This is a genomic window from Flagellimonas hymeniacidonis, assembly GCF_008040165.1.
GTDB lineage: Bacteria > Bacteroidota > Bacteroidia > Flavobacteriales > Flavobacteriaceae > Flagellimonas > Flagellimonas hymeniacidonis.
The window spans coordinates 278,381-303,985 of record NZ_VRUR01000001.1; the positions used below are offsets into that span (position 1 = coordinate 278,381).

Genomic DNA, 25,605 nt, shown 5'->3' on the forward strand with positions numbered 1-25,605 from the left:
AACAACCCCAAATGGTCAATCATTAAAAATCAATTGTCCATTGAAAAGTTCCTCTACCTCAACTTCTGGTGGACGATTGCTACTTATAACATCACCAGTTCCCCTAATAACACCACTGATTCTTTGCTGTGGATTTACAAGCACATCGTTGGAACCCCGATGGTCTATATTTACATTTTCGGAAATTAGATTTTCCGCTTCAATTCTAGAATCTCCAGCAGCTATACCAACATTAAAATTTGTTGTGTTTCCTCTTAATCTAAAATATGCAATACCATTGGTAGTTATCCGCAAATTCTCGGAGTCTACATTTAAATCAAAAGAACCATCTGTTGTTTCTGCTTCTGGCTCTCCAAAACTTTCTGATAATAACGACAGGTTAGGGTATTCCAATACTCCATCACTAGAAATCAATAAACCTGTACTGCTACGTATTTGTTCTATGTTTGGTGAGGTAACATATACTGTTGTTAAACCATAATCCCTAAAAAAATTACATCCATTTTCGTTTCTTAGAATGAGACGGTTATCTTCTACTTGTGCACTTACTTCCCCTCTAAGGAATTCCCCTGTTTCAATTTCCACTACTTGTTCTGTCCCTTCTCTTATGACTAGATTGATATTTTCAAAAACTGTAATATTAATGAATTGATCTACATCTACATTCTCTCGAACCAAGTCACCAGCATTTTGAAAGCAGTCGGGTACATTATCGCCATTACAGGCAGCAAAAAGCAAAATAAAATATGTAAGAATCAACTTTTTCATAAACGAATTCCTATTCCAAATTCTACGGTTTCTGCCTTTGCTCCATGAGATTTTAAAGTAATCGCTCCAAAGACCTTATCTCCAAAATAGCGTTTGAGTCCTATTCTATTATACACTTGGCCTTCAAAATCAAATGGATAATATACATAATACCCTAGTTGGGCAATGACGCTCATTTTATTTACAAAAAGCTCGTGACCCACAAAAAGCCCTACGCGCTTATAATCGGTATCTGGGGCCACATCTAACTCTGGAAATGAAATAGACTGAAATCGAATCAATTCCTTTAAAAAATTGGAGAAAAAGATATCTGTCCCAAATTGTATCGCGCTCTTTCTGCCAAGTCTTTTGTCGGCATACGCAGATAAAATTAAAAATCCGTACCGCCCAGAATCAATAATGTCACTCTCATTTGCCCCACTTCTTAAAACAACATTATACCGTATGGGTTCGGTAATCTTTTCTGTAGTTTCAGGTTGAATAAATTCGTATGATTTTTCAGCATCCAAATCATAGGTCAACCCCAAGTTGAAAGCCATGGTATTGGTGGAAGTGTTGGGAGCTTTAAAATTGGCATTGGAATAATGTAGTAAAGAAATCCCTGCTTTTAATCCAAAGCCCGCTACAAGATTCTCCTTATGATAATTCAGCATGACCATGGTAGATGCTAGTATGTGCGAGCCATAAGCATTGTTTCTGAAATTTTCTGTTTTGTCATACGGATTTGTATTGTAAGCCAATCCTTGACCTACACGAAGTTGCAAATTACGCCTCAGAAAATAGAAATTGTAATGGGCATACAGTCCAAAATGATCTCCTAAAGTTGAATTGTTTGTGTTTTGGTACACAAAAGAAAAACCGGTATCTGGGTATCCGTAAAGCGATTCCCATTCTTCATTACCAAATCTTTTCTTGCTTAATCCTAGAATAATTCCTCCAGGATGATCCGTTATTAAATGTGAAATGTCTGGGTTATGCAATACGATGGAGCCATAAAATTGATTTGCATCGATTACAAACTTTTTTGGAATTTCCTCTTTTTGGGAAAATCCATAGCTACTGCATGCTAGAATACATAAACAAAGTAGGCGCTTCATGTGGCGCTAAAATAGCAAATTAAAATACCTCGCTCGCTATTGCTCGAATATTATCTGACTTGCCCATAGAATAGTAATGTAAAACGGGCGCACCTGCTTCTTTCAACTCTTTTGATTGTTGAATGCACCACTCGACCCCTACTTGACGTACTTCTTTATTGGTTTTGCAGGCTTCCACCGCATCTACCAAATCTTGTGGAATATCCACTCGAAATACCTGTGGCAGCAATTGTAAATGACGTTTAACGGCTATTGGCTTTATCCCGGGGATTATGGGGACGTTAATTCCCATTTTTCTGGCTTCCTCTACAAACTCAAAGTATTTCTGGTTATCAAAAAACATTTGTGTAACCACATAATCTGCACCCAGATCCACTTTCTCTTTTAATCGCTTTAGGTCAGATTTTAAAGATGGGGACTCCATGTGCTTTTCGGGATACCCGGCTACGCCAACGCAAAAATCAGAACAATTATCTGTTTCGATTACTTCATGCAAGTAGTTTCCACAGTTTAATTCTTGAATTTGTTTGACCAAACTGGATGCGTATGGGTGACCTCCTTTAGTAGGCTCAAAGTATTTTTCTTCTCTCATCGCATCCCCACGCAATGCCATCACATTATCAATTCCCAAATAGTGACAATCCACCAATAAATATTCCGTTTCTTCTTTGGTAAATCCTCCGCATAGCACATGAGGGACTGTATCCACATTGTACTTGTGGGTAATAGAAGCACAAATTCCTAAAGTTCCAGGACGCATGCGCGTTAATTTTTTATCCAAAAGACCATCGCGGTCTATATACACAAATTCTTCCCTGGAGGTAGTAACATCTATAAAAGGTGGATTAAACTCCATTAGAGGATCAATGTTATTATAGAGTTCCTGAATACTTTTTCCTTTTACAGGAGGTATAATCTCAAAGCTAAAGAGCGTTTCTCCTTTTGCTTTTTTAATATGGTCTGTTACTTTCATTTTCTTCTAAGTAGATAGTTGATGGTTTGTAGTTGAAGGCAAAATTATTTGGAACTATAGTAATTAATGAATCCATTCAACAATTTTTTACAATGCTTAATTTGCTCTAATAGCGAATCAAAATCTAATTTGCTTACATATTTTTGGTCTAAAGACAGGTAGCTTTGAGTTTCCAACTCATATAACGAACCCCTGGCAATATGTAAAAACTGTATGGTGTCTGCAGATGTTCTTCTACCGCAACCTTCAGCTATATTTGATGGCACAGAAACAGCACTTCTTCTAATTTGACTAGTGAGCGCATAAACCTCCTCCTTAGGATAATTCTTGGTTATCTTATAGATTTCTTGGACCAATTTTCTTGACTCCTTCCAAACTTCCAATTCTATGTATTCCATAAATAATTCTATCAACCAATATCTGTCAACTGTCAACTAAATTTGGCGCCAGCCACTTTTGTGCTTCTTCCAGTTTAATTTCTTTTCTTTTTGCAAAATCCTCTACTTGATCTTGCTTTATTTTTCCCAAACCAAAGTATTTAGCCTCAGGATGCCCAAAATAATAACCACTTACACTCGCAGCTGGCCACATAGCCAAACTTTCGGTAAGCTCTACGCCTATTTTTTCTTTTACATCCAACAGTTCCCAAATAGTGATTTTTTCTAAATGATCTGGACAGGCGGGATAACCCGGAGCGGGACGGATGCCACGATATTTTTCATCAATTAAATCATTGTTGGATAAGATTTCTTGTCCTGCATATCCCCAATGTTTGGTACGTACTTCCTTATGAAGATATTCGGCAAAGGCCTCAGCCAATCGGTCTGCCAATGCCTTAACCATTATGGAACTGTAATCATCAAGGTTTTTTTCATATACTTTAGCTAGTTCTTGGGTTCCAAATCCAGTAGTCACACAAAAACAGCCTATGTAATCCTGAATCCCTGTCTCTTTTGGGGCAACAAAATCCGACAGTCCAATATTTGGAACTCCAGCTCTTTTTTTAAGTTGTTGACGCAGCGTTCTAAAAATAAATTCTGATTTTGAACTTTCGTTCGGGATTACTTCAATATCGTCGTCATTGATTGTGTTAGCTGGGAATAGACCAAAAATTGCTTTAGCTTTCAATAGTTTTTCATCCAAAATTCGCTTCAGCATAAGCTGCGCATCTTCAAAAAGTTCGGTAGCTTGTTTTCCAACGACTTCATCTTTCAGTATAGCAGGATACTTTCCATGTAAATCCCAACTTCTAAAGAAAGGGGTCCAATCGATAAAATCAGTGAGCTTTTCAAGATTGAAATCTTCCCATACCTGAATACCTAACTCATTAGGTTTTTTGATACTTGCAGCATTCCATGTTATCTGAAGTTTGTTTTGTCTGGCTTCAGCCAAGGTCAAATATTCTTTTTGCTTGGTTCTATTCAAAAATTTATCCCTGAAACTTTCATAATCCAACTTGATGGATTTTTTGTAGTTGTTCGAAGTTTCCTTTTGCAATAAATCCCCAACTACGGTAACCGCTCTTGAAGCATCATTTACATGCACCACTGCCTGACTATATTGAGGGTCAATTTTTACAGCTGTATGGGCTTTACTTGTGGTAGCACCTCCAATCAACAAAGGAACCTCAAATTGTTGTCGCTCCATTTCTTTGGCCAAAAATACCATCTCATCCAAAGACGGTGTAATCAACCCACTTAAACCAATAATATCAACTTGCTCTTCTTTGGCCTTTTGAATGATTTTCTCCGGGGGCACCATAACACCCATATCCACAATTTCATAATTGTTACAAGCAAGGACAACACTAACTATATTTTTTCCGATATCATGGACATCTCCTTTAACCGTAGCCATTAAAATTTTGCCTGCTCCTTCTGAAGGGATAAGATCAGGATTCTTCTTTTTTTCTTCTTCTATATAGGGTTCTAAATATGCTACAGCTTTTTTCATCACCCGTGCCGATTTCACCACTTGGGGAAGGAACATTTTTCCGCTTCCAAATAAATCTCCCACAACGTTCATCCCTGTCATTAGATTGCCTTCTATGACTTCTATGGGTTTCGAGGCATTCAATCGGGCTTCCTCAATATCTTCAATAATAAATTGATCGATTCCTTTTACTAAAGCTCTTGTGATTCTGGATTGCAGCGGTTCCTCTCTCCAAGACAAATCAACCTTGTTTTCCTTTGCCTTGCCCACTACGGTCTCAGCAAATTCCAACAATCGCTCCGTTGCATCATCCCTGCGATTTAGAATTACATCTTCAACATGCTCCAATAAATCCTTTGGAATGTCATCATAAATCTCAAGTAAAGCCGGATTTACAATTCCCATGTTCATTCCTGCATTAATAGCATGGTACAAAAACACAGAGTGCATTGCTTCCCGAACAGGATTATTTCCTCTAAATGAGAAAGAAACATTACTTACTCCCCCACTAACACTACAATGGGGAAGGTTTTCCCTAACCCATTTGGTTGCTTGAATAAAATCCAGGGCATTTAACCTGTGTTCTTCCATTCCGGTTGCAACAGGGAAAATATTGAGGTCAAATATGATGTCTTCTGGAGAAAATTTGACTTTATCTACTAAAATCCGATACGATCGTTCCGCAATTTCTTTGCGGCGTTCCAAATTATCCGCTTGCCCAACCTCATCAAAAGCCATGACGATGACGGCAGCTCCGTATCGTTTTATTAAGGTAGCCTGATGTATAAACTGATCTTCTCCTTCTTTTAGACTTATGGAATTTACGACGCACTTTCCTTGCACGACTTGCAGGCCAGCTTCTATGATTTCCCACTTGGAGCTATCGATCATAATGGGAACTCGTGCGATGTCTGGTTCGGCCACAATTAAGTTTAAAAACTTGACCATAGCTTCTTTTCCATCAATAAGGCCGTCGTCCATATTGATGTCTATTACCTGAGCTCCTCCTTCTACCTGATGCCTAGCAACATCCAGCGCTTCATCAAATTTTTCTTCCTTAATAAGGCGAAGAAATTTTTTAGATCCTGCCACATTGGTCCGCTCCCCAACATTGACAAAATTACTGTCCGGGGTAATTATCAATGGCTCAAGGCCACTTAGTTTTAGATATTTTGGTTTGGCACTTTCCATAATGGCTTCCTAATTATACTGGAAGAGTTTGTTTTCTTGGTTCATATTCTTTTACCAAATCTGCAATAGCCTTAATATGCTCTGGGGTGGTTCCGCAACAACCGCCTACAATATTCACAAGACCTTTTTCCAAGTATTCTTTAATTTGACTTGCCATTTGCTCGGGGGTTTCATCATATTCTCCAAAGGCATTGGGCAATCCTGCATTTGGGTGGGCAGAAACTCCATAATCGGTTTTTGCTGACAATACTTCTAAATGTGGTACAAGTTGTGCTGCCCCCAAGGCACAATTAAATCCAACAGAAATTATAGGAATGTGTGAGATAGAAATCAGAAAAGCTTCTGCTGTTTGACCAGATAAGGTACGCCCAGAAGCATCGGTAATAGTACCGCTGACCATTATGGGGACACTAATGTTTCTTTCTTCTTTGACTTCTTCAATAGCAAACAATGCTGCCTTTGCATTTAGGGTATCAAAAATGGTCTCTACCAATAAAACATCAGCTCCTCCATCCAAAAGGGCTTCTACCTGCTCTTTGTATGCAATACGCAATTCATCAAAAGAGACTGCTCTATATCCTGGGTCATTTACATCTGGCGACATGCTGGCTGTTTTATTTGTGGGGCCAATACTTCCTGCCACAAATCTTGGTTTATGAGGTTCTCTTGCCGTGAATTCTTCAGCTACTTTTTTGGCAATTTTGGCAGATTCATAATTGAGTTCATAGACCAAATCCTCCATGTGATAATCTGCCATAGCGATGGTCGTTCCCGAAAATGTATTGGTTTCCACAATATCCGCTCCGGCTTCAAAATACTTTTTATGTACTTCCGCAATGGCCTGTGGCTGGGTCAATGATAAAAGGTCGTTATTACCTTGAAGGGGATGTGCCCAATCTTTGAATCGTTCTCCCCTAAAGTCCTCTTCCACAAATTTATACCGTTGTAACATAGTACCCATGGCACCATCTAGCACCAAAATACGCTCTTGTAAAATAGCTTCAATATTCTTCATAACACAATTATCCTTTTAAAGGATTATATTATTGCATCAAGAAAAGTGTAGAAAATACGATGAAAAGTATTCATTACGTTATCCTTCCTAAAACCAAAAATTAATTTTAGGTAGAATTTAGCACCTTCTTTAAAAGTAAAGGGTTGCTAAGGTTTCATTGGGTCTAATCCCTCCACCTTTCTTGATAACAATTTCAATTTTTAAATGAACTGAGGACAAAATAACTACTCTTTGTCCTTAAAAACAACTTAAATCTGCTTTTTGTAACGTTAAAACCTTCCTAAGCGGGCACAAAGGAAGGTTCTTGACTAACTCAAAATAACCTAAAAAAACTTTAGACTATGCTTTGCACCACTTCTTTTTTAGCTTCTTTTTTAGAGCCGTCAAATCCCTCAACGCCTCCAACTGTGGTATATTTCATAACAAATCGCTTATCTGGATTAATGATTTTATAAGCATACTGACACATAACTGCCGCTTCATGAAATCCAGATAGGATTAATTTTAATTTTCCTTCGTATGTATTCACATCTCCAATAGCAAAAACTCCAGGGATGTTGGTTTGGTAATCTTTGGCATTATTTACTTTAATAGCATTTTTTTCAATTTCCAGACCCCAACTTCCTATTGGACCCAGTTTTGGGGAAAGTCCGAAAAGTGGGATAAAGTTGTCCACCTCTAAATATTCGGCATCCTTTTCTTTATCATTATAGGTGATCACAACACCACTAAGGTCATTCTTACCATGCAATTCGGTTATTTGAGCTTCGGTGAAGAGTTTTATCTTACCTAGTTTTGCCAATTCCGATGCTTTTTCAACGGAATCCAAGGCTCCTCTAAATTCATTTCTTCGGTGTACCAATGCAACCTCTGAAGCTACATCTGCCAAGTAGATGGCCCAATCCAATGCTGAATCGCCTCCACCAGCAATCACCACTTTTTTATTTCTATATACTTCAGGATCTTTTATGATGTATGAAATGCCCTTATCCTCATAGTCACCGATATTGGCAATAAGTGGTTTTCTGGGTTCAAAAGAGCCCAATCCCCCTGCAATGACCACAACAGGAGCATGATGCTTAGTCCCCTTGTTTGTTGTTACAATAAAAGAACCGTCTTCTTGCTTATCCAAGGTTTCAGCTCGCTCTCCTAACGTAAATCCAGGCTCAAATGGCTTTATTTGCTCCATTAATCTATCTACCAAATCGCCCGCGAGAATTTCTGGATAAGCAGGTATATCGTAAATAGGTTTCTTTGGATAAATTTCTGAACACTGACCGCCTGGCTGGGGCAATGCATCTATCAAATGAGTCTTTAGTTTTAGCAAACCTGCTTCGAACACGGTGAACAAACCTGTAGGACCCGCTCCTATGATGAGTATATCTGTTTTGATCATGATCTTATTCTTTTTCTAATAACATTAATTCCTTCTGGTCGTATTCTTTTTGAATCTCCATTATTTTCTCTCGATGGTCGACTACTTCACCGATAATAATAATTGCAGGATTGGATAACTGTTGCTCTTTTGCCTTGTACTCAATTGAAGCAACAGTTCCAATACCTATTTTTTCTTTATCTGTAGTACCATTTTGTATAATGGCAACAGGAATATTTGATTTTTCTTCGTTTCTAAAAAGCTCCATAATCTCTGATAGCTTTGACATCCCCATCAAAATAACGACTGTTGCGTTTGACTTTGCAGCCAAGGCAACATCCTTGGATAACTTATGTTCTTTTGTTGTTCCTGTAATTACCCAAAAACTCTCCGAAGCTCCTCTTTTGGTTACAGGAATGTTTTGAAATGCCGGCACAGATACGGATGAGGAAATTCCTGGAACTACAGCCACTTCTATTCCTTGTTTGGCAGCATATTCCATTTCTTCGGCGCCTCTACCAAAAACAAAAGGGTCACCTCCTTTTAATCGTACCACATGCTTATGCAAAGCTGCACGGCTAACGATAAGCTCATTTATTTGCTCCTGTTGATAGGCATAACATCCCTTACGCTTGCCTACAAAAATTTGTTCAGCATTTGGAGCATAATCCAATAAATCAGTATCCACCAAAGCGTCATATAAAACAACATCTGCGCTCTGTAATGCCTTAATACCCTTAAGGGTAATTAAATCGACATCCCCAGGGCCCGCCCCCACCACTGTTAGCTTTCCTCTATACATGTGCCAATTCTAATTTTCTGTAAGCTTCTAATTGTTGCAACACTAGTTTCGCATCTTCTAAAAAGCTAATTGCAAATACCTGTGTAGGCTTATTTTCCTTCAATTGAAGTGCTATAGCTTCAAAACTTCCTCCTAAACTTATCTTCCCGGTCTCCACATACAATCTGTCAAAATCCTTGATGATTGTTGCATGGTTATTGGTCTTTACTTTTTCTGATGTTAAAAGTGCTTTGGCAGAATTTACAATGGATTGATAGGAGTAGTATATACTTGCAGCCCACTTTTCTTCCGATAATGCTTCTTTGGCATTTTGAATTTTTTCTTCGCTTTCGAAAAATAGCGTAGCGACCAAATCAACAATCACTCCTGCACATTCTCCAATGCCAATCTCCTTCTTATATTTTTCTGCATTTCCCCAATCGATAAAATCATCTTGGGTCAAATTTTCAATATCGGCTAGAGGTTTCAGGAAATTGTAGAAATAATGCTCTCCTTTTTCCCAATAATAATCGGCAAAAGAGGCACCATTGCCATTTGCATTAAAGTCGTCCAAAATCAATCGTAATGCCTGTGGGCCTCTCTTGCTTGGAACTTTTATAACCTTATCGGCAAATCTGCCTTTGCCATTTCCGAAGTTACCTCCACCCAATAATACCTGTAAGGCCGGTGCAACTAATTTATCCTTGGTACGGATAGACATTCCTTGGAAACCAATATTTGCCATATTATGCTGTCCGCAGGCGTTCATACAACCGCTTATTTTAATGACCACATCTGGGTTACTGATATATTGCGGATATTCAGCCTTGATAACTCGTTCCAGTTCCTCAGCAATTCCAGTACTACTGGCAATTCCTAGGTTACAGGTATCAGTGCCTGGACATGCAGTAATATCCAATGCTTTATTATAGCCAGCTTCTACAAAACCTAATTTTTCAAGTTCTAAATAGAAAAAAGGAATCAATTCTTCTTTTACATATGGAATTAGAATATTCTGTCTAAGGGATAATCTTAACTCTCCTGCAGCGTAGTCTTTGACCAATCTTGCCAATTTCCTTGCGTTATCTGTATAGAAATCACCCAACAAAACTTTGATGCCTATTGCAACAAAGCCCTTTTGCTTTTGAAGCACTATATTAGTTGATTTCCACTTTTCAAAAGCCTCCGTATCTTTAATTTCAACCAAAGGAGTCTCTGCAATTGCCACTTGTGATTTTGGATAGTTTTCAAAATCGATTGGGTATGTTTGATGTGGAATTGCCAATTGTTCTTCTTCCAATAGGGCTTTAAATCCATCCAGACCAATGTCCTTCAATAAGAATTTCATTCGAGCTTTTGCTCTACTTTTTCGCTCTCCATATCGGTCAAAAACACGGATTACACCTTCCATTAAAGGAATTATTTTATCAGATGGCAAAAAGCTATAGAGTTCATCGGCATGACGGGGTTGTGAACCCAATCCACCTGCCAACATTACTTTAAAGCCTCTTTCTCCATTTTGGATTTTAGCGATAAAGCCTAAATCGTGCATATAGGAAAGTCCGGTATCTGCATCACTTGCAGAAAACGAAACCTTGAACTTTCTTCCCATTTCTTGCCCAATAGGGTTTCTTAGAAAATATTGAAAAACGGCATGCGCATAGGGTGAAACATCAAACGGTTCGTTTACATCAATACCAGCTGTCTCACTTGCTGTTACATTACGCACAGTATTTCCACAAGCTTCGCGCAAGGTGACATCATCTTTTTCCAATTGCGCCCAAAGTTCAGGGGTACGATCTAAATCCACGTAGTGAATCTGAATGTCTTGACGCGTGGTTATATGGAGTCTTCCTCTAGAATATTCATCAGAAACATCACAAATACGAAGCAGTTGGTTTGATGTTACTTTACCGTAAGGCAGTTTAATACGTATCATCTGAACCCCTTCTTGCCGTTGTCCATAAACTCCTCTGGCTAAACGGAGGCTTCGGAATTTTTCCTCATCTATCTTACCTCCCCTAAACTGACGAATTTTATTCTCCAATTCAATAATATCTTTTTGTACTATTGGATTTTCGATTTCTGTTCTAAAGCTTTGCATATTTTTCTATTTTTCCTATCTATTTACTAGGTTTTAATTCTGTCTTTATTCCGAATACTTATTGCAGTTAAAATGGACTTAATTTATAAATCCTACACCTGCAGTATTGTTTGTTCTGCTATCTAAAATGATAAAGGAACCATTTGTACGATGATCTTTAAAACGATCGTAGAAAATAGGTTTGTTTAATTTTAATCGGACTTTGGCAATATCGTTCATCTGTAAGCTGGATACATTCTCTTCAATACCGGAATAATCGGGATGTATTTTATGTTCAATAGCATCGACCTTTGCCAGCACCTTATTTATTCCATGTTGAACCACATATTTTCCTCCAGTTGTCAAGTTATCCGAGTCCATCCAAGATATGGTTGCTGTAAGCTGTTTATCTATGGTAGGCAGATCTCCTGTTTTCACCAGCATATCTCCCCTACTTACATTCACCTCATCTTCCAAGGTAATGGTTACGGATGAACGCCTTGGAGCTGTTTGGTACTCTTGGTCATGAAAATAGATGTTCTTAATTCGACTGCGGGTCATGGAAGGCAACACCACTACGTCATCTCCAACATTCAACTCCCCGCCATATACTTTTCCGGCAAATCCGCGAAAATCATGATGCTCTTCCGTTTTTGGTCGAATTACATATTGTACCGGAAAACGTGGAGTACCCACATTAGATACTGCAGCCAAATCCAAACCTTCTAAATGCTCCAACAAGGTTTCGCCATTGTACCATGGTGTATTCTGAGATTTATCTACCACATTATCACCTTTTAACGCACTAACGGGGATAAACGTAATTTTTTGATCTGCGTAATCACGCTTACTCATTAATTGCTCAAAATCAGCTTTGATAGCGTTATATTTTTCCTCTGAAAAATCTACCAAATCCATTTTGTTCACAGCAACAATTACTTCTTTTACCCGAAGCAGGTTATTGATAAAAAAATGTCTGTTTGTTTGTTCTATCACTCCTTTTCTGGCATCTATTAAAATAATGGCAGCTTGTGATGTGGATGCCCCAGTCACCATGTTTCTAGTATATTCCACATGCCCCGGGGTGTCGGCAATAATGTAACTTTTTGATGCTGTTGAAAAGTAGATATGTGCCACATCAATAGTGATACCTTGCTCTCTTTCTGCTATCAAACCATCTGTTGCTAAGGAGAAATCAAGGTAGTCGTATCCTTTTTGCTTACTTGTTTTTTCAATGGCCTCTAATTTATCATCGGTCAACGATTTGGTATCATAAAGTAATCTTCCAATCAAGGTACTTTTACCATCGTCCACACTGCCTGCTGTTGCTATTTTTAAAACTTCCATTTTTTATTTTTGATGGTTTTTAGAAATATCCTTGTTGTTTGCGTTTCTCCATTGCAGCTTCTGACCGCTTGTCATCAATCCTAGCTCCGCGTTCGGATATTTTGGATTCTCGAATTTCTGAAACCACCTTTTCAATGGTATCTGCATGGGATTCTACCGCTGCTGTACAAGACATATCTCCCACGGTCCTGAACCTTACCATACGTTCTTCCACTTTCTCATCTTCAGCTCTAAAGACAACAGCATCTTCGGCGGACCAAATCAACCCGTCTCTTAAAAAGATATTTCTTGGATGAGCAAAATAGATAGAAGGTATTTCAATATTTTCTTTTTGGATGTAGCTCCATACATCCAATTCTGTCCAGTTACTTATTGGAAAGACTCTTACGTTCTGACCTATTTCAATTTCACCGTTCAACATATCGAACAACTCTGGTCGCTGATTTTTTTCATCCCATTGACCGAAATCGTCACGAACAGAAAAAATACGCTCCTTTGCTCTTGCTTTTTCCTCGTCTCTTCTTGCTCCACCAATACAGGCATCAAATTTGAATTCTTCAATGGCATCGAGCAAAGTGGTCGTCTGTAACATGTTTCTACTGGCATATTTGCCCGTTTCTTCAATAACTTTGCCTTCATCTATGGAGTCTTGTACATTGCGTACAATTAACTCTACACCGAGTTCCTCTACCAATTTATCTCTAAATTCTATGGTTTCCGGAAAGTTATGCCCTGTATCAATATGCATCAAAGGGAAAGGAATCTTAGCTGGCCAAAATGCTTTTTGTGCCAAGCGTACCAAGGTTATCGAATCTTTTCCTCCCGAAAACAACAATACTGGCTTCTCAAATTGTGCCGCTACTTCACGAATAATATAGATGGCCTCATGCTCTAGAGCGTTGGCATTTGGTCTGTTCAACAAGCCAAGTGTATTAGGGTTTTGTATTTCTTCTAATAGTGTGTCCAAAAGTCTATTGATTTAGGTGTGCAATCCACATTCACGGTTTTCCAAAACCTTGGTAGGATCAAAATATTTGTGTTCGTTTGGTAATTGTCGATCTCTCAAGTAAGCATCCAATTGGGTATCATTCCAATAATAAAACGGACTTACTTTAAGCACGCCATCTTTACTTAAGCTCAAAACGTCCAATGAATTCCTATGTGCCGTCTGTCCTTTACGCAGGTTGGTAAACCAAACATCTGGCTGGTGTTCCTCCATTGCTCTTCTAAACGGTTCTAGTTTTACTTGTTCTGTAAAAGTTGCATGCAAAGGGTCATCAATTTGAGGAATCCCCATTACGGAATCGCGATGTGCCGATGTCTGTTTTGGAACATATAATTTGATATTCAACCCTAAACGGGAAATCAAATCTTCTGCATGTTTGTATGTATTGGGGGTATTGTACCCAGTATCACACCAAAGAATGGGAATCTCTGTAGAGACGTCGGTGACCGCATGAAGAATGGCAACCTCGTACGGTCTAAAATTAGTGGTTACCACTGGCTTGTTACTATTATTTAAAGCCCAAGAAATAATCTCCTGTGGAGCTATACCTCTAAATTGACGGTTTAAACTTTCTATTTCCTCTTTTAAGAATGCCATATTTTCAATTGTTTATTTACCCCAGTTAATACTGTTCCAAATTCTTTCATGAAAAAAATACAGCACCATTTTTGTAACCAGTTCAACCATTCCAATTGAGAATGCCAATGATAAGGTTCCGGTTACCACCCAAGAAATAAGAATAGTATCCAAGGTCCCAATTATTCTCCAACTAACTGATTTCGCTATACTGCGTTTGGGTTTTTCAGAAGTTTTGTCCTTTGTGAAAGTATCTCTGTTTCCCCTATTGCCAATTATTAACTGATCTGCTATCATTCCTAATTATTATATTCCTATAGATTTAATAGGATAATCAAAAATAGAATTATTTGTTTAAGTAAATCGTTAAAAAGGTAATAAAATTACATTTACCCTATGGTTTTTATAGATTATAACAAATGTGATGTGATTTATTATAAATATTTCGACCAAAAATCAAAAAAAATGAAGAATATTAATTTAGGAAATCAAATCTGCCAAGGTATTATTTCTATATACCTCAAGGGCACTATCTCTAACTTGAAGCATCAGTTTATTGACGGAACACTTATTTTCATCCGGACAGTCATCACATTTTTCATAAAAATTAAGACTCACGCAAGGTACCATGGCGATAGGTCCTTCCAATACCCGCATTACTGAGGTCATTAAAATATCCTTGGGTTCCTTGATTAGATAGTATCCCCCACCCTTTCCTTTTTTAGAGCCTAGAAATCCATTTCGTCTGAGGGTGAGCAAAATGCTTTCCAAAAACTTCTGGGAAATGTTTTCATGTTTGGCTATTTCAGCAATTTGAACGGGCTCCTTACTATCTATTGAAGCGAGATACGTAAGTGCTTTTAAGCCATATTTTGTCTTCTTGGAGAGCATCTTACGAATATAGGGAAAATTAACAATTGACTTCCCTATTATAGTGGTTTACCCCAGCGCTTGCTCAATATCTGCTATAATATCATCAATATGTTCCAAACCAACCGAAACCCGCACCATACCATCAGAAATTCCAACAGACTCCCGTTCTTCTTTGGTCAATTTGCTATGGGTTGTTGAGGCAGGATGTGTAACAATACTTCTTGAATCACCTAAATTGGCGGAAAGGGACAATAACTTAATGGCATCAAAGAACTTTTTACCTTCTTCTATGCCTCCTTTTACTTCAAAAGCTACTACACATCCGCCAGCTTTCATTTGCTTTTTTGCAATCTCATATTTGGGGTGCGACTTAAGAAATGGATATTTTACCCAATCTATTTTCTTATGACTTTCTAAGTATGTTGCCAATTGCAATGCATTGGAGCAATGTCTATCAACTCTAAGTGCCAAAGTTTCCAAGCTTTTGGACAACACCCATGCATTAAATGGAGAAAGCGAAGGTCCTGTAATACGTGAAAATCTGTAGATTTTATCAATAAGCTCATTGCTTCCAACTGTAATTCCGGCCAAAACCCTTCCCTGGCCATCCATCAGTTTTGTCCCAGAATGAATTACCAAATCCGCTCCAAATTTTATGGGTTGCTGTAAATAGGGTGATGCAAAACAATTATCAATAATAAATATGAGATTATGTTTTTTGGCAATGTTTCCTATAACCTCCAAATCCAAAACATCAACACCTGGATTTGTAGGTGATTCAGCATATATAATTTTTGTGTTAGGAGTAATTAGTTCCTCAACAGCCTCTAAATTATTGATATCAAAATAACTTGTACCAATATTCCATTTGGGGAAAAATTGAGTGAAAAGCGTATGTGTAGAACCAAAAATACTTTTGGCAGAGACAATATGATCCCCACTCTCTAATAAAGCAGCAAATGTGGAAAACACCGCCGCCATGCCAGAAGCAAATGCAAAGCCATTTTCTGCGCCTTCCATTTTACATACCTTATTTATAAACTCTGAAGAGTTTGGATTGGAATATCTTGAATAGATATTATGTTCTTTTTCCTCCGCAAACGAAGCTCTCATGTCCTCTGCATCCTCAAATACAAAACTGGATGTCAGATACAGTGGAGTGGAATGCTCTAAAAATTGTGTGCGCTCCAACTGTATTCTTATCGCCTCCGTTTCAAATTTCCTCTCGTTCTTCATTATATTTTTTCTGCTATTCTTAAAATATCTCCAAAAACTCCTCTTGCGGTTACCGCAGCACCCGCTCCTGCCCCTTGAATCACTAAGGGGTTTTCGCCATATGATTCTGTATAAATTTCAATTATGGAGTCCGAACCTTTAACCTGCCCTAAAGCGCTTTCTTTTGGAACAGACACCAATTTTGCTTCCAATATTCCTTTATCCTGTTGCAAGTCTCCATGTAGGTCACCAATATATCGCAATACAAACCCGTCTTTTTGATCTTGCTTAATCTTGCTAAACCTTTCATCCATTTTTGAAATGTTATCTATGAACTCATCAAAATTGATTGATTGTAATGGTTTAGGGATCAGATTGTCAATCTCAATATCTGAAAATTCATTTTGCAAGTCCAATTCGCGTGCTAAAATCAATAACTTTCTCCCTACATCATTGCCGGAAAGGTCTTCTCTTGGATCGGGCTCTGTATACCCCTTGTCCATAGCTTCTTTTACAATAGTTGAAAATGACGCTTCTTTTTCTGAAAAAGTATTGAAAATATAACTTAACGAGCCTGAGAAAACACCTTTTATACGGGTAATATTCTCTCCGGAAAGATGTAATAATTTTATGGTATCGATAAGTGGCAACCCAGCTCCAACATTGGTTTCATAGAGGTACTGCTTTTGATTTTTTTCCAGATGATTTCTAATCGATTTATAATAGTCAAAGCCTAAAGTATTGGCAATTTTATTGGATGAAACCAAATCAAATCCACTCTCAATGAAAAGCTCGTAATTGGATACAAATGTTTCACTCGCAGTGTTATCTACAGCTATTAAATTCTCCAAATGATGCTCTTTAGCAAAAGCTACAATGTCTTCAATTTGATATGGTTTCCCTCCTGTATCCAAATCCTTTTTCCAACTTTTTGCTATTCCATTTGCATTGAGCAATACTTTTCTCGAATTTGACACAGCAAAGACTCTAAGGTCTATTCCTTTTCGTAGTTCAATATTTTTTTGTGAATCCAAAATCTGATCTATCAAGGTTGCTCCCACGTTACCATGCCCAAAAATGGCCAGATTGATTTTCTTTGCAATTCCAAAAATTTGACCATGAACTACATTGATGGCCTTGTGCAAGTCGGATTTTTTAACCACCAAACTCACATTCTTTCCTGAAACCGTATTATTAAAAAGTAAAGGGACAATTTGATTTTTCACCAAAGCATTAAATGGTTTATGGAAAGTGCTTAAATCCATCCCAACAATTGAAATCACCGAAACGTCTTCCATCACTGTAATCTGATTGATGTCATAAGAACTATAATCCGTTTCAAACTCCAAATCCAATACCTTTTTTGCTTTTTGGGCCTTTTTGGATTCTACTACCAAACCAATTCCTCTTTCGGAAGAGCCTTGAGAGATTATCCCAACATTTATATTGTTTTGTCCTAAGGCCTTAAAAATACGGGCATCAATTCCTACTTTGCCCAAAAGACCTCTTCCTTCTAGGTTAACCAACGCAACATCCTCTATTACAGACAAAGATTTTATACCTCCATTTTCAGTTTTGGGGCCTACAAGAGTTCCTTTATTATCGTTATTGAACGTATTAAGAATACGCAATGGAATGTTCTTTTCAATAAGCGGAATAATAGTTTTGGCATGTAGAATATTAGCTCCAAAATTTGCAAGTTCGTTAGCCTCAGCATAAGAAATAACATCAATCAACTTGGCATCAGTAACTAAATCCGGATTGGCCGTAAAAATACCATCTACATGGGTATAGTTTACCAGTTCTTCGGCATCTAAAAAATTGGCCAACAGCGCCGCAGAATAATTACTGCCATTTCTTCCTAAAGTTGTAGTCTCCCCTTCTCTATTAGATGCTATAAAGCCTGTGATAATGGGTACAACGTCTGAATCCAGTTCTTTAAAACAACGAATTACATTTTCTTTGGAAATTGCTTCGTCAACCTCAGCATTATTAAATGTATCATCTGTTTTAATCAATGCTCTGGAATCAATAAGCTGTGCTTTGATTCCAGATTTCTCCAATAACGAGCTTACAACTTTTCCTGAAATTAATTCCCCATAGGATAATAGTTCATCCTTAGTTTTTAAGCTGTAATCCCCAGTAAGTGAAACACCTTTTAAAAGCTTTTCTATTTGCTGAAGTTCTTCTTTTATATCAATCTTAGAAGTATTGCCTTTTTGATAACTTGAAAAAACATTTAAGTCTTCACTGAAACCCTTTCCATTTGATGCTTTTTTAAGCATTGATTCCAATTGATCCGTTGCTTTATCTCTAGCTGAAAGTACTACCGCAAAATTCTCCCTTTCTTTTGCTTTTTTTGAAATGATATTCAGCACATTTTCAATCCCTTCTCCATTGGCCAAGGATTTACCTCCGAACTTCAGGATTTTTATGCCATCTGTTTTTCCGTTTTTTTGAAAAACTGGTTCCAAAAGCTTTTCCAATTGTTTAAATTCAATTAAAAAAGCATCATGCCCATGCAGGGATTGTACCTCTCCATAGGTTACATTTGCGTTGGCCTGAGCCAAATGCCTAAATGTTTCTTTGTTTTCTTCAGCAGTAAAAAACAAATCTGAATTAACACCAATTATATGAATCTTCGTTTCGCTTTGCTGAATCAAGTTAAAAGCATCATCTCCATTTCTAGTAATATCGATGGTCTTCAACAGTTGGTTCATCAATTTATATGCTGAGAGCTGAAATCGTTCCTGTAGTTTTTCACCATGATGCATCAACCAACTTTCTACATTGAAAACCTGAAGTTCTTCATTGGTGCTTCGCTTAAAACGCTCTTTAAAAGATTCCGGAGTTCTATAACATAGCATAGCGTGCATCCGTGCATCGTGAACTGGTTGTTTAGAATTTACCAAAAACTGTTCTTGGATTTGGCAATTTGCTATCAACCAATCTGTAGACTTCCAATCAGAAGCTACAGGGATCAAATGTTCAGTAATCTTTGGATTAAGTGCAGTCATCTCCCATGCAATACCTCCGCCCAATGAACCACCAATAATTGCATACAACCGTTCAATTTTAAGTTGCTCCAATCCCGAAAGAAAAATCTGTGCAATATCACCAGCAACAAAATCCTTATAATTATCAATAACAAAACCATCATATCCGTTTCCTGGAATATTGAAAGCCAAAATGGTATAGGTATCTGTATTAATACATCTGTCCTTACCAATTAAATCTGACCACCACCCTTCTTCTCCCGTAACATTGGAGTTTCCTGTAAGCGCATGATTCACCAAAACAATAGGCGCAGTGTGCAATTTCTCCCCAAAAACTTGATAGGACAATTGCAAATCTTCAACAACGCCATTTAAGGTGGTATAGTTTTGTATGGTAATATGCTTGAGCATAAAATATTATTTATTAAGCCAAAACCGACTTATCAATTGTTGAAAATGCGTGTTCTAAATCGGCTTTCAAATCAGATAAATCTTCTAGCCCAACTGATAATCTAATCAAGTCTTGAGATACTCCGGCATCTGCTTGTTGCTCTTCAGTCAATTGCTGATGCGTTGTACTTGCTGGATGAATGATCAAAGATTTGGTATCACCTATATTTGCCAATAATGAGAATATCTTGGTTGCATCGGTCAATTTTTTTGCTGCTTCAAAACCACCTTTTACCCCGAACGTAACCAAACCACTTTGCCCTTTTGGCAAGTATTCTTGTGCCAGCTCATAGTATTTATTCCCTTTTAACCCAGGATAGTTTACCCAAGCTACTTCATCTCTATCTTGCAACCATTCTGCCAAAGCCAAAGCATTTTCACTATGCTGCTTGATTCTTACTGGCAAAGTTTCTAGGCCTTGAATAATTTGAAAGGCATTAAATGGACTTAATGCACCGCCAAAATCACGCAAACCTTCCAAAATCAATTTAAAAGTAAATGCAGCAGCACCTAAGGCTTCACTATAAACCAAACCATGGTACCCAGCAGATGGTTCTGTAAATTCTGGAAAATTACCATTAGCCCAATCAAAGGTACCAGCATCAATGATAGCACCACCTAAAGAGTTACCTTGTCCCCCAATATATTTGGTCAATGAATGAATCACAAGATTTGCCCCATGTTCAATAGGATTCAATAATCCAGGAGTTGCCACGGTATTATCAACTATGAATGGCACTTTAGCTGCTTTTGCTTCCTTGGAAATAGCTTTTAAATCCAACACATCCAATTTAGGATTGCCCAAAGACTCCACAAAGAACGCTCTAGTATTTTCTTGCACTGCATCTTTGAAAGTAGAAGGGTCCGATGCATCCACAAAAGTGGTAGTAATACCCAATCGAGGTAAGGTAACGTTTAATAAGTTAAATGTACCTCCATATAAACTGCTCGATGCCACTATATGATCACCAGCTTTTAACAGCGTTAACAATCCAGTGGAAATGGCGGCTGTGCCTGAGGCAAAAACTACAGCTCCCACCCCACCTTCAATAGCAGCAAGCCTTTCTTGCAGTATTTGATTGGTGGGGTTATTTAAACGTGTGTAAATAAACCCAAGCTCTGCTAATGAAAATAGATTAGCAGCATGTTCTGTGTCGTTAAAAACGTAAGATGTTGTTTGATAAATAGGTACTGCCCTAGTGCCACCGGTTTGGGTGGTGTCGTGTCCTGCATGCAAGGCATTGGTTGAAAATTTTTGATCACTCATGATTTCAGTTTTTTAAATTATTAGCATCGATAAAATAAAAAGCCAAACCCTACTCAATCCGTAGATTGATAGGATAAATCAAAAAGTTATAAGAAAGTGAAATCGATATAAATCGATGGCTGTTATCTATTCCTAAAACGTTAGGATAGAATTTAGCACCTTCTTGACATTGGAAGTCAAGGGTTGCTAAGGCTTCATAGGGTCTATTCCCTCCACCTTTCTTGATAACTATTCAATACGTGTTTGAACTTATTAGAACAAATATAAAGGCAGAATCTTTTAAAATCCTAATCTTTTATGAAAAATTAATATCCGCAAGAAATCTAAAACCTGTATTTTGGAGTTGCTCTAAATAGAAATACGGTTGTTACTAACAATAAAAATTTGTTTAGATGTAATTCCAAAGTATGAAAGAAACCATTCAAATAAAGATTGATGATTTGACATTCGATTGCCGAACTGATGGCGATAAGGAAAACGAGTTAGTGATTTTTTTGCATGGTTGGCCTGAAACGTCTTATATGTGGAAAAAGCTAATGTCTCATTTTTCTAAAAATGGTTTTTATTGTGTTGCCCCCAATTTAAGAGGGTATAGCAAAAATGCATGTCCTAAGGGCAAAAAACATTACAGTTTAGATAAGCTGAGCAAGGATGTTTTAGGCATTTCCAATTTTCTAAATAAATCAAAATTTCATCTTCTTGGTCATGATTGGGGAGCGGCCATTGGTTGGAAAGTAGTCCATGATCATCAAGACAGGATTTTAAGTTGGACCGGAATCTCTGTTCCACATCTACAAGCTTTTGGAAAAGCCATTGTAGTTGATATGGAACAAAGTAAAATGAGTCAATATATAAAAGACTTTCAGCTGTCATATCTTCCAGAATCACGAATCAGAAAAGATGATTTCAAAATATTAAAAAAATTATGGAAGAATAGTGAATCCAATGAAATTGACAATTATTTGGAAGTTTTTAAAAACCCAAAACAACTGACTGCATCGCTAAATTATTATCGCAGTAATTACAAACTATTAAAGAGTGCAGCTACAAAACAAATACTTGGAGATATCAATGTTCCAACGTTATTTATTTGGGGAAATAAGGACATCGCGATAGGCTCTTATGCTGTTAGTGAAAGTCATCAATATATGAAAAATGAATATGAGTTTTTAGAATTAGATTCTGGTCATTGGTTAATCCAAACAAAATACCAAGAATTAAAAAAAGTCATTACCAAACACATTATGAAAAATGCCAATTTTAGTAGTTAAACTAATAAAATCTAGGTCGCATAAATCTAAAAGTTAGCATCTTAAAAACCTATTGCATTTTATATGTGGGATCTTTGGTTATTTTAAAACCGAAAACTCAATACTAGAATCAGTAAATACTGTGTGGGTCTGTGTTTTAAAATCCGTTTCATCTGCTTTGAATATATTTTCAACGTAGGTCTGCGGATTCAAATCTATTAGAGGGAACCATGTGCTTTGCACTTGTACCTGAAGCTTGTGGCCTTTCTTTATTGTATGAAAAACATCTTGCAATTTAATGGTGACATCGGTCTTCTTGTTTGGAGTAAACGGTTCCGGGTTTGAAAAACTATTTCTAAATCGTCCACGTAACACCTCACTTCGAATCATTAAATGATAATTGCTCATTTTAAGATGGTCCTGCATCTCCTCATTGGTTTCCGTATTTGCAGGATGTACATCGATAATCTTTACAATCCAATCTGACGCAGTCCCAGTAGTAGCTACTTTTAGTTTTGCTAAAATATCACCTGCCAGGGTTAAATCTTCTTCCATCACATCGGTCTCAAAAACAAGAACATCTGAGCGACGAGCGGCAAAACGCTGATCATCTGTCATATATTTTCTTGGTGTAAGTACGGATTTAATATCTTCAGAATAGGGAACCGGTTTTTTGACATCACTTATGAACTTAATCCCCGAAACATCGTTTTGCTCACTGGTTAATTCCTGATTTTCTGAAAGAAACATGGCTTGCTTTTCAAGGCCCTTAGGTGGCCAAGAATCATATTCTTTCCACTCCTTTCTTCCTGAATCGAAAACATAAGCTTCAGGCAGGCCACTATTTTTATCACCATCTCCCTTTAAAAAATGATTGAAGAATTTCGTTTCAATCTTTTCTTGGTAAAATTCTGATATGGAATCACCAAAATAGTAGTTGCCCACTAAACTACGTCCATTCCGACGTGCCCAGCGGCCATGATCCCATGGCCCAAAAACCATGGTATTATAACTCTCTTTATTTTTTTCGATATTCTTATAGGTTTCCAATGGCCCGTAGAGGTCTTCGGCATCAAACCAACCGCCAACAATCATGGTAGCTACATGTGATTTGGATTTATCTAAATGTTGAATCAATCCGCGACTCTGCCAAAGTTCATCGTAATTGGGATGTTCTTTTAATTCATTCCAAAAATAATCGTCCGTTACCCCTTCTGGTCGCATAGTAGGCGTATCAACAGTTTCGTACTCAAAAAATGAGTTGAGGTTTTTTAAAGGGCCGGCATCCAAAAAGAATTGGTATTGATCCTCTGTTTGAATATCTGGAAAAGAATACCAAGCTGTATCTATAGGTTGGTCATTGTTTGGCCGTGGTGTACCAAAAAGGGATGTTACTCTAAAATAACTCAATAAATATGCCCCGTTATGGTGAAAATCATCAAAAAAGAAATCGCCAATACAGGCTTGTGGAGAAGATGCTTTTAGAGCAGGATGCGCATCAATAGTGGCATATGTTGCGTAGTAACCCGGATAAGAAATTCCCCAGACACCCACTTTACCATTATTATTTTCCACATTGTTCACCAACCATTCAATGGTATCATACGTATCCGAACTTTCATCCACATGCTCATTGGAAGTTTTATTTGGAATATAGGCTCGCATGTTTTCATAATGTCCTTCACTTAACCATCTTCCTCGTACATCTTGGTACACAATGATATTCCCCTCTTTCATTAAATGAATATTAGGCCCTATTTGCTTTCTAAAGTTTCCCTCTCCATATGGTCTTGAGCTGTAGGGAGTGCGTTGCATCAATATGGGATATTCTTTTGAAACATCCTTGGGAGCATATATGGTAGTGTGCAATGTAACGCCATCACGCATTTCAATATCTACTTCTTGCTTAGTGTAATTATCGGCCACATAAGTGTCTTCTTGTTCAACAGTATCTTGTTTGATGGTTTTTTTACAGCTTACAGCCATTAACACAATACAAATGCCCAGGAATATAAATCGAGTAGAACTTTTCATTCGGATAGTTTTATTTTCTAAAACTACTAAAGTTCATGAGAGTATCCCAATAAAAAAGGGAGCCAATATTGGCTCCCTTTTTATTTTGAAATAAATTTTGATCTATAAACCAAATGCAGTTTTTACTGCTTCGACCATATCTAGTTTTTCCCATGTAAACAGTTCTACTTCTTTTTCAATCTTTCCGTTGTATGGGGATTCAAAAACTTTGGTCAGTGTTTGGGGTTGTTTTCCCATGTGACCATAGGCAGCTGTTTCTAAATAAATTGGATTTCTAAGCTTTAAACGTTCTTCTATGGCAAATGGTCTCATATCAAACAATTCCGAAGCTTTTTCAGCTATTTCACCATCTGACAAACCAATATTGGATGTACCATAAGTGTCCACAAAAATTGAGGTGGGCTCTACCACTCCTATCGCGTAACTCACCTGCACTAGAATTTCATCAGCAACACCAGCAGCAACTAAATTCTTTGCCACATGCCTTGCTGCATACGCTGCACTCCTATCTACTTTACTCGGGTCTTTTCCACTAAAAGCACCACCTCCATGCGCTCCTTTTCCCCCATAAGTATCCACAATTATTTTACGACCGGTAAGGCCTGTATCTCCATGTGGACCACCAATCACAAATTTTCCTGTTGGGTTTATATGATAGTTGATTTGGTCATCAAAAAGGGCTTGAATGTTTTTTGGTAATCTGTCCACAACTTTTGGAATAAGAATAGAGATAATATCTTCTTTGATTTTTGATAGCATTTGATCATCAGAATCGAAATCATCATGTTGCGTGGAAACCACAATCGTATCTATACGTTGAGGAGCGTTATCATCAGAATACTCAATGGTTACTTGCGCTTTAGCGTCTGGTCTTAAATAACCTATTTGGCTGCCCTCTCGTCTAAGTTCTGCTAAGACTTGAAGGATTTTGTGGGAAATATCAAGGGCCAAAGGCATATAGTTTTCCGTCTCCTTTGTTGCATAACCGAACATCATACCTTGGTCTCCTGCACCTTGGTCTTCTTTTTTTCCTCTATCAACCCCCTGGTTTATGTCTTGTGACTGCTCATGAATCAAAGAAATAACACCACAAGAATCTCCACTAAATTGGTATTCTCCTTTGGTGTACCCAATATCATTGATAACCTTTCGCGCAATATTTTGAACATCCAAATACGTGTGGCTTTTTACCTCGCCAGCCAACACCACTTGCCCAGTAGTGACCAAAGTTTCGCAAGCTACCTTGCTTTCAGGGTCAAAAGCTAAAAAATTATCTAATAGTGCATCACTTATTTGATCCGCTATTTTGTCTGGGTGTCCTTCACTAACAGATTCTGATGTAAACAAATATGGCATGTATATGTAATTTTACGTGA

General features: G+C 37.6%; 20 protein-coding genes and 2 riboswitches. Of the genes, 1 reads left to right on the forward strand and 19 read right to left on the reverse strand.

All coding sequences use genetic code 11. From position 1 onward, the window contains the following. Positions 1–15 precede the first annotated feature (15 nt). The 17 genes from FVB32_RS01320 to FVB32_RS01400 form a co-directional block, all read right to left on the reverse strand. Positions 16–768 carry a head GIN domain-containing protein gene (locus FVB32_RS01320; protein ID WP_147740789.1) on the reverse strand — a complete coding sequence of 251 codons (753 nt, stop codon included), beginning with the start codon at positions 766–768 and terminating at the stop codon, positions 16–18. Further along, complete coding sequence (locus FVB32_RS01325; RefSeq protein WP_147740790.1) at positions 765–1,865, reverse strand: acyloxyacyl hydrolase; 1,101 nt, start codon at positions 1,863–1,865, stop codon at positions 765–767. The genes FVB32_RS01320 and FVB32_RS01325 overlap by 4 nt, the downstream gene beginning before the upstream one ends. Before the next feature lie 19 nt (positions 1,866–1,884). Further along, positions 1,885–2,838: a methylenetetrahydrofolate reductase [NAD(P)H] gene (gene metF / locus FVB32_RS01330; protein WP_147740791.1), complete on the reverse strand. Its 954-nt coding sequence runs from the start codon at positions 2,836–2,838 to the stop codon at positions 1,885–1,887. A gap of 44 nt (positions 2,839–2,882) precedes the next feature. Further along, positions 2,883–3,236, reverse strand: a complete 354-nt coding sequence (locus FVB32_RS01335) for a four helix bundle protein (protein WP_147740792.1) — start codon at positions 3,234–3,236, stop codon at positions 2,883–2,885. Between the two features lie 25 nt (positions 3,237–3,261). Continuing rightward, a complete protein-coding gene (metH, locus tag FVB32_RS01340) occupies positions 3,262–5,961 on the reverse strand; it encodes a methionine synthase (RefSeq protein ID WP_147740793.1) in 2,700 nt (899 codons plus the stop codon). A gap of 13 nt (positions 5,962–5,974) precedes the next feature. Beyond that, positions 5,975–6,976, reverse strand: a complete 1,002-nt coding sequence (locus tag FVB32_RS01345; RefSeq protein ID WP_147740794.1) for a homocysteine S-methyltransferase family protein — start codon at positions 6,974–6,976, stop codon at positions 5,975–5,977. A gap of 75 nt (positions 6,977–7,051) precedes the next feature. Further along, positions 7,052–7,167: riboswitch (SAM riboswitch) on the reverse strand. A 143-nt stretch (positions 7,168–7,310) separates the two neighbouring features. After that, positions 7,311–8,372 carry an NAD(P)/FAD-dependent oxidoreductase gene (locus FVB32_RS01350; RefSeq protein ID WP_147740795.1) on the reverse strand — a complete coding sequence of 354 codons (1,062 nt, stop codon included), beginning with the start codon at positions 8,370–8,372 and terminating at the stop codon, positions 7,311–7,313. A gap of 4 nt (positions 8,373–8,376) precedes the next feature. Beyond that, positions 8,377–9,153 (reverse strand): uroporphyrinogen-III C-methyltransferase, encoded by a 777-nt coding sequence (cobA, locus tag FVB32_RS01355; protein ID WP_147740796.1) that lies wholly within the window; start codon positions 9,151–9,153, stop codon positions 8,377–8,379. Beyond that, positions 9,146–11,236 carry a HEPN domain-containing protein gene (locus FVB32_RS01360; RefSeq protein WP_147740797.1) on the reverse strand — a complete coding sequence of 697 codons (2,091 nt, stop codon included), beginning with the start codon at positions 11,234–11,236 and terminating at the stop codon, positions 9,146–9,148. Before FVB32_RS01360 ends, cobA begins: the two co-directional genes overlap by 8 nt. Positions 11,237–11,314: 78 nt before the next feature. Continuing rightward, a complete protein-coding gene (locus FVB32_RS01365; protein WP_147740798.1) occupies positions 11,315–12,562 on the reverse strand; it encodes a sulfate adenylyltransferase subunit 1 in 1,248 nt (415 codons plus the stop codon). A 19-nt stretch (positions 12,563–12,581) separates the two neighbouring features. Next, on the reverse strand, positions 12,582–13,484 hold the full coding sequence (cysD, locus tag FVB32_RS01370; protein WP_147743377.1) for a sulfate adenylyltransferase subunit CysD: 903 nt from the start codon (positions 13,482–13,484) through the stop codon (positions 12,582–12,584). A gap of 57 nt (positions 13,485–13,541) precedes the next feature. Then, positions 13,542–14,165, reverse strand: coding sequence for a phosphoadenosine phosphosulfate reductase domain-containing protein (locus FVB32_RS01375; RefSeq protein ID WP_147740799.1), 624 nt, complete (start codon positions 14,163–14,165; stop codon positions 13,542–13,544). Positions 14,166–14,177: 12 nt separating this feature from the next. Then, a complete protein-coding gene (locus FVB32_RS01380) occupies positions 14,178–14,441 on the reverse strand; it encodes a DUF2061 domain-containing protein (protein ID WP_147740800.1) in 264 nt (87 codons plus the stop codon). Between the two features lie 183 nt (positions 14,442–14,624). Further along, the gene (locus FVB32_RS01385; RefSeq protein WP_147740801.1) at positions 14,625–15,035 is read right to left on the reverse strand and encodes an RrF2 family transcriptional regulator; all 411 of its coding nucleotides are present in this window, start codon (positions 15,033–15,035) and stop codon (positions 14,625–14,627) included. A 48-nt stretch (positions 15,036–15,083) separates the two neighbouring features. Beyond that, positions 15,084–16,253 carry a trans-sulfuration enzyme family protein gene (locus tag FVB32_RS01390; RefSeq protein WP_147740802.1) on the reverse strand — a complete coding sequence of 390 codons (1,170 nt, stop codon included), beginning with the start codon at positions 16,251–16,253 and terminating at the stop codon, positions 15,084–15,086. Next, entirely contained in the window at positions 16,253–19,639 is a 3,387-nt protein-coding gene (thrA, locus tag FVB32_RS01395; protein ID WP_147740803.1) for a bifunctional aspartate kinase/homoserine dehydrogenase I, read from the reverse strand. The genes FVB32_RS01390 and thrA overlap by 1 nt, the downstream gene beginning before the upstream one ends. A 13-nt stretch (positions 19,640–19,652) precedes the next feature. Further along, positions 19,653–20,945 carry an O-acetylhomoserine aminocarboxypropyltransferase/cysteine synthase family protein gene (locus FVB32_RS01400; protein WP_147740804.1) on the reverse strand — a complete coding sequence of 431 codons (1,293 nt, stop codon included), beginning with the start codon at positions 20,943–20,945 and terminating at the stop codon, positions 19,653–19,655. 119 nt (positions 20,946–21,064) lie between these two features. Beyond that, positions 21,065–21,176: riboswitch (SAM riboswitch) on the reverse strand. Between the two features lie 176 nt (positions 21,177–21,352). On the opposite strand from FVB32_RS01400, the gene FVB32_RS01405 reads away from it, so the two are divergent. Beyond that, positions 21,353–22,216, forward strand: coding sequence for an alpha/beta hydrolase (locus FVB32_RS01405; protein ID WP_147740805.1), 864 nt, complete (start codon positions 21,353–21,355; stop codon positions 22,214–22,216). Between the two features lie 78 nt (positions 22,217–22,294). On the opposite strand, the gene FVB32_RS01410 is transcribed toward FVB32_RS01405, so the two are convergent. Both FVB32_RS01410 and metK read right to left on the reverse strand, forming a co-directional pair. Continuing rightward, entirely contained in the window at positions 22,295–24,229 is a 1,935-nt protein-coding gene (locus FVB32_RS01410) for a CocE/NonD family hydrolase (RefSeq protein WP_187269472.1), read from the reverse strand. A gap of 102 nt (positions 24,230–24,331) precedes the next feature. Beyond that, a complete protein-coding gene (gene metK / locus FVB32_RS01415; RefSeq protein WP_147740806.1) occupies positions 24,332–25,585 on the reverse strand; it encodes a methionine adenosyltransferase in 1,254 nt (417 codons plus the stop codon). Positions 25,586–25,605: the final 20 nt, after the last annotated feature.

Coding starts and splice junctions, on each gene's coding strand:
- FVB32_RS01320 (WP_147740789.1), bottom strand. CDS start 768: ATGAAAAAGTTGATTCTTACATATTTTATTTTGCTTTTTGCTGCCTGT.
- FVB32_RS01325 (WP_147740790.1), bottom strand. CDS start 1,865: ATGAAGCGCCTACTTTGTTTATGTATTCTAGCATGCAGTAGCTATGGA.
- metF (WP_147740791.1), bottom strand. CDS start 2,838: ATGAAAGTAACAGACCATATTAAAAAAGCAAAAGGAGAAACGCTCTTT.
- FVB32_RS01335 (WP_147740792.1), bottom strand. CDS start 3,236: ATGGAATACATAGAATTGGAAGTTTGGAAGGAGTCAAGAAAATTGGTC.
- metH (WP_147740793.1), bottom strand. CDS start 5,961: ATGGAAAGTGCCAAACCAAAATATCTAAAACTAAGTGGCCTTGAGCCA.
- FVB32_RS01345 (WP_147740794.1), bottom strand. CDS start 6,976: ATGAAGAATATTGAAGCTATTTTACAAGAGCGTATTTTGGTGCTAGAT.
- FVB32_RS01350 (WP_147740795.1), bottom strand. CDS start 8,372: ATGATCAAAACAGATATACTCATCATAGGAGCGGGTCCTACAGGTTTG.
- cobA (WP_147740796.1), bottom strand. CDS start 9,153: ATGTATAGAGGAAAGCTAACAGTGGTGGGGGCGGGCCCTGGGGATGTC.
- FVB32_RS01360 (WP_147740797.1), bottom strand. CDS start 11,236: ATGCAAAGCTTTAGAACAGAAATCGAAAATCCAATAGTACAAAAAGAT.
- FVB32_RS01365 (WP_147740798.1), bottom strand. CDS start 12,562: ATGGAAGTTTTAAAAATAGCAACAGCAGGCAGTGTGGACGATGGTAAA.
- FVB32_RS01375 (WP_147740799.1), bottom strand. CDS start 14,165: ATGGCATTCTTAAAAGAGGAAATAGAAAGTTTAAACCGTCAATTTAGA.
- FVB32_RS01380 (WP_147740800.1), bottom strand. CDS start 14,441: ATGATAGCAGATCAGTTAATAATTGGCAATAGGGGAAACAGAGATACT.
- FVB32_RS01385 (WP_147740801.1), bottom strand. CDS start 15,035: ATGCTCTCCAAGAAGACAAAATATGGCTTAAAAGCACTTACGTATCTC.
- FVB32_RS01390 (WP_147740802.1), bottom strand. CDS start 16,253: ATGAAGAACGAGAGGAAATTTGAAACGGAGGCGATAAGAATACAGTTG.
- thrA (WP_147740803.1), bottom strand. CDS start 19,639: ATGCTCAAGCATATTACCATACAAAACTATACCACCTTAAATGGCGTT.
- FVB32_RS01400 (WP_147740804.1), bottom strand. CDS start 20,945: ATGAGTGATCAAAAATTTTCAACCAATGCCTTGCATGCAGGACACGAC.
- FVB32_RS01405 (WP_147740805.1), top strand. CDS start 21,353: ATGAAAGAAACCATTCAAATAAAGATTGATGATTTGACATTCGATTGC.
- FVB32_RS01410 (WP_187269472.1), bottom strand. CDS start 24,229: ATGAAAAGTTCTACTCGATTTATATTCCTGGGCATTTGTATTGTGTTA.
- metK (WP_147740806.1), bottom strand. CDS start 25,585: ATGCCATATTTGTTTACATCAGAATCTGTTAGTGAAGGACACCCAGAC.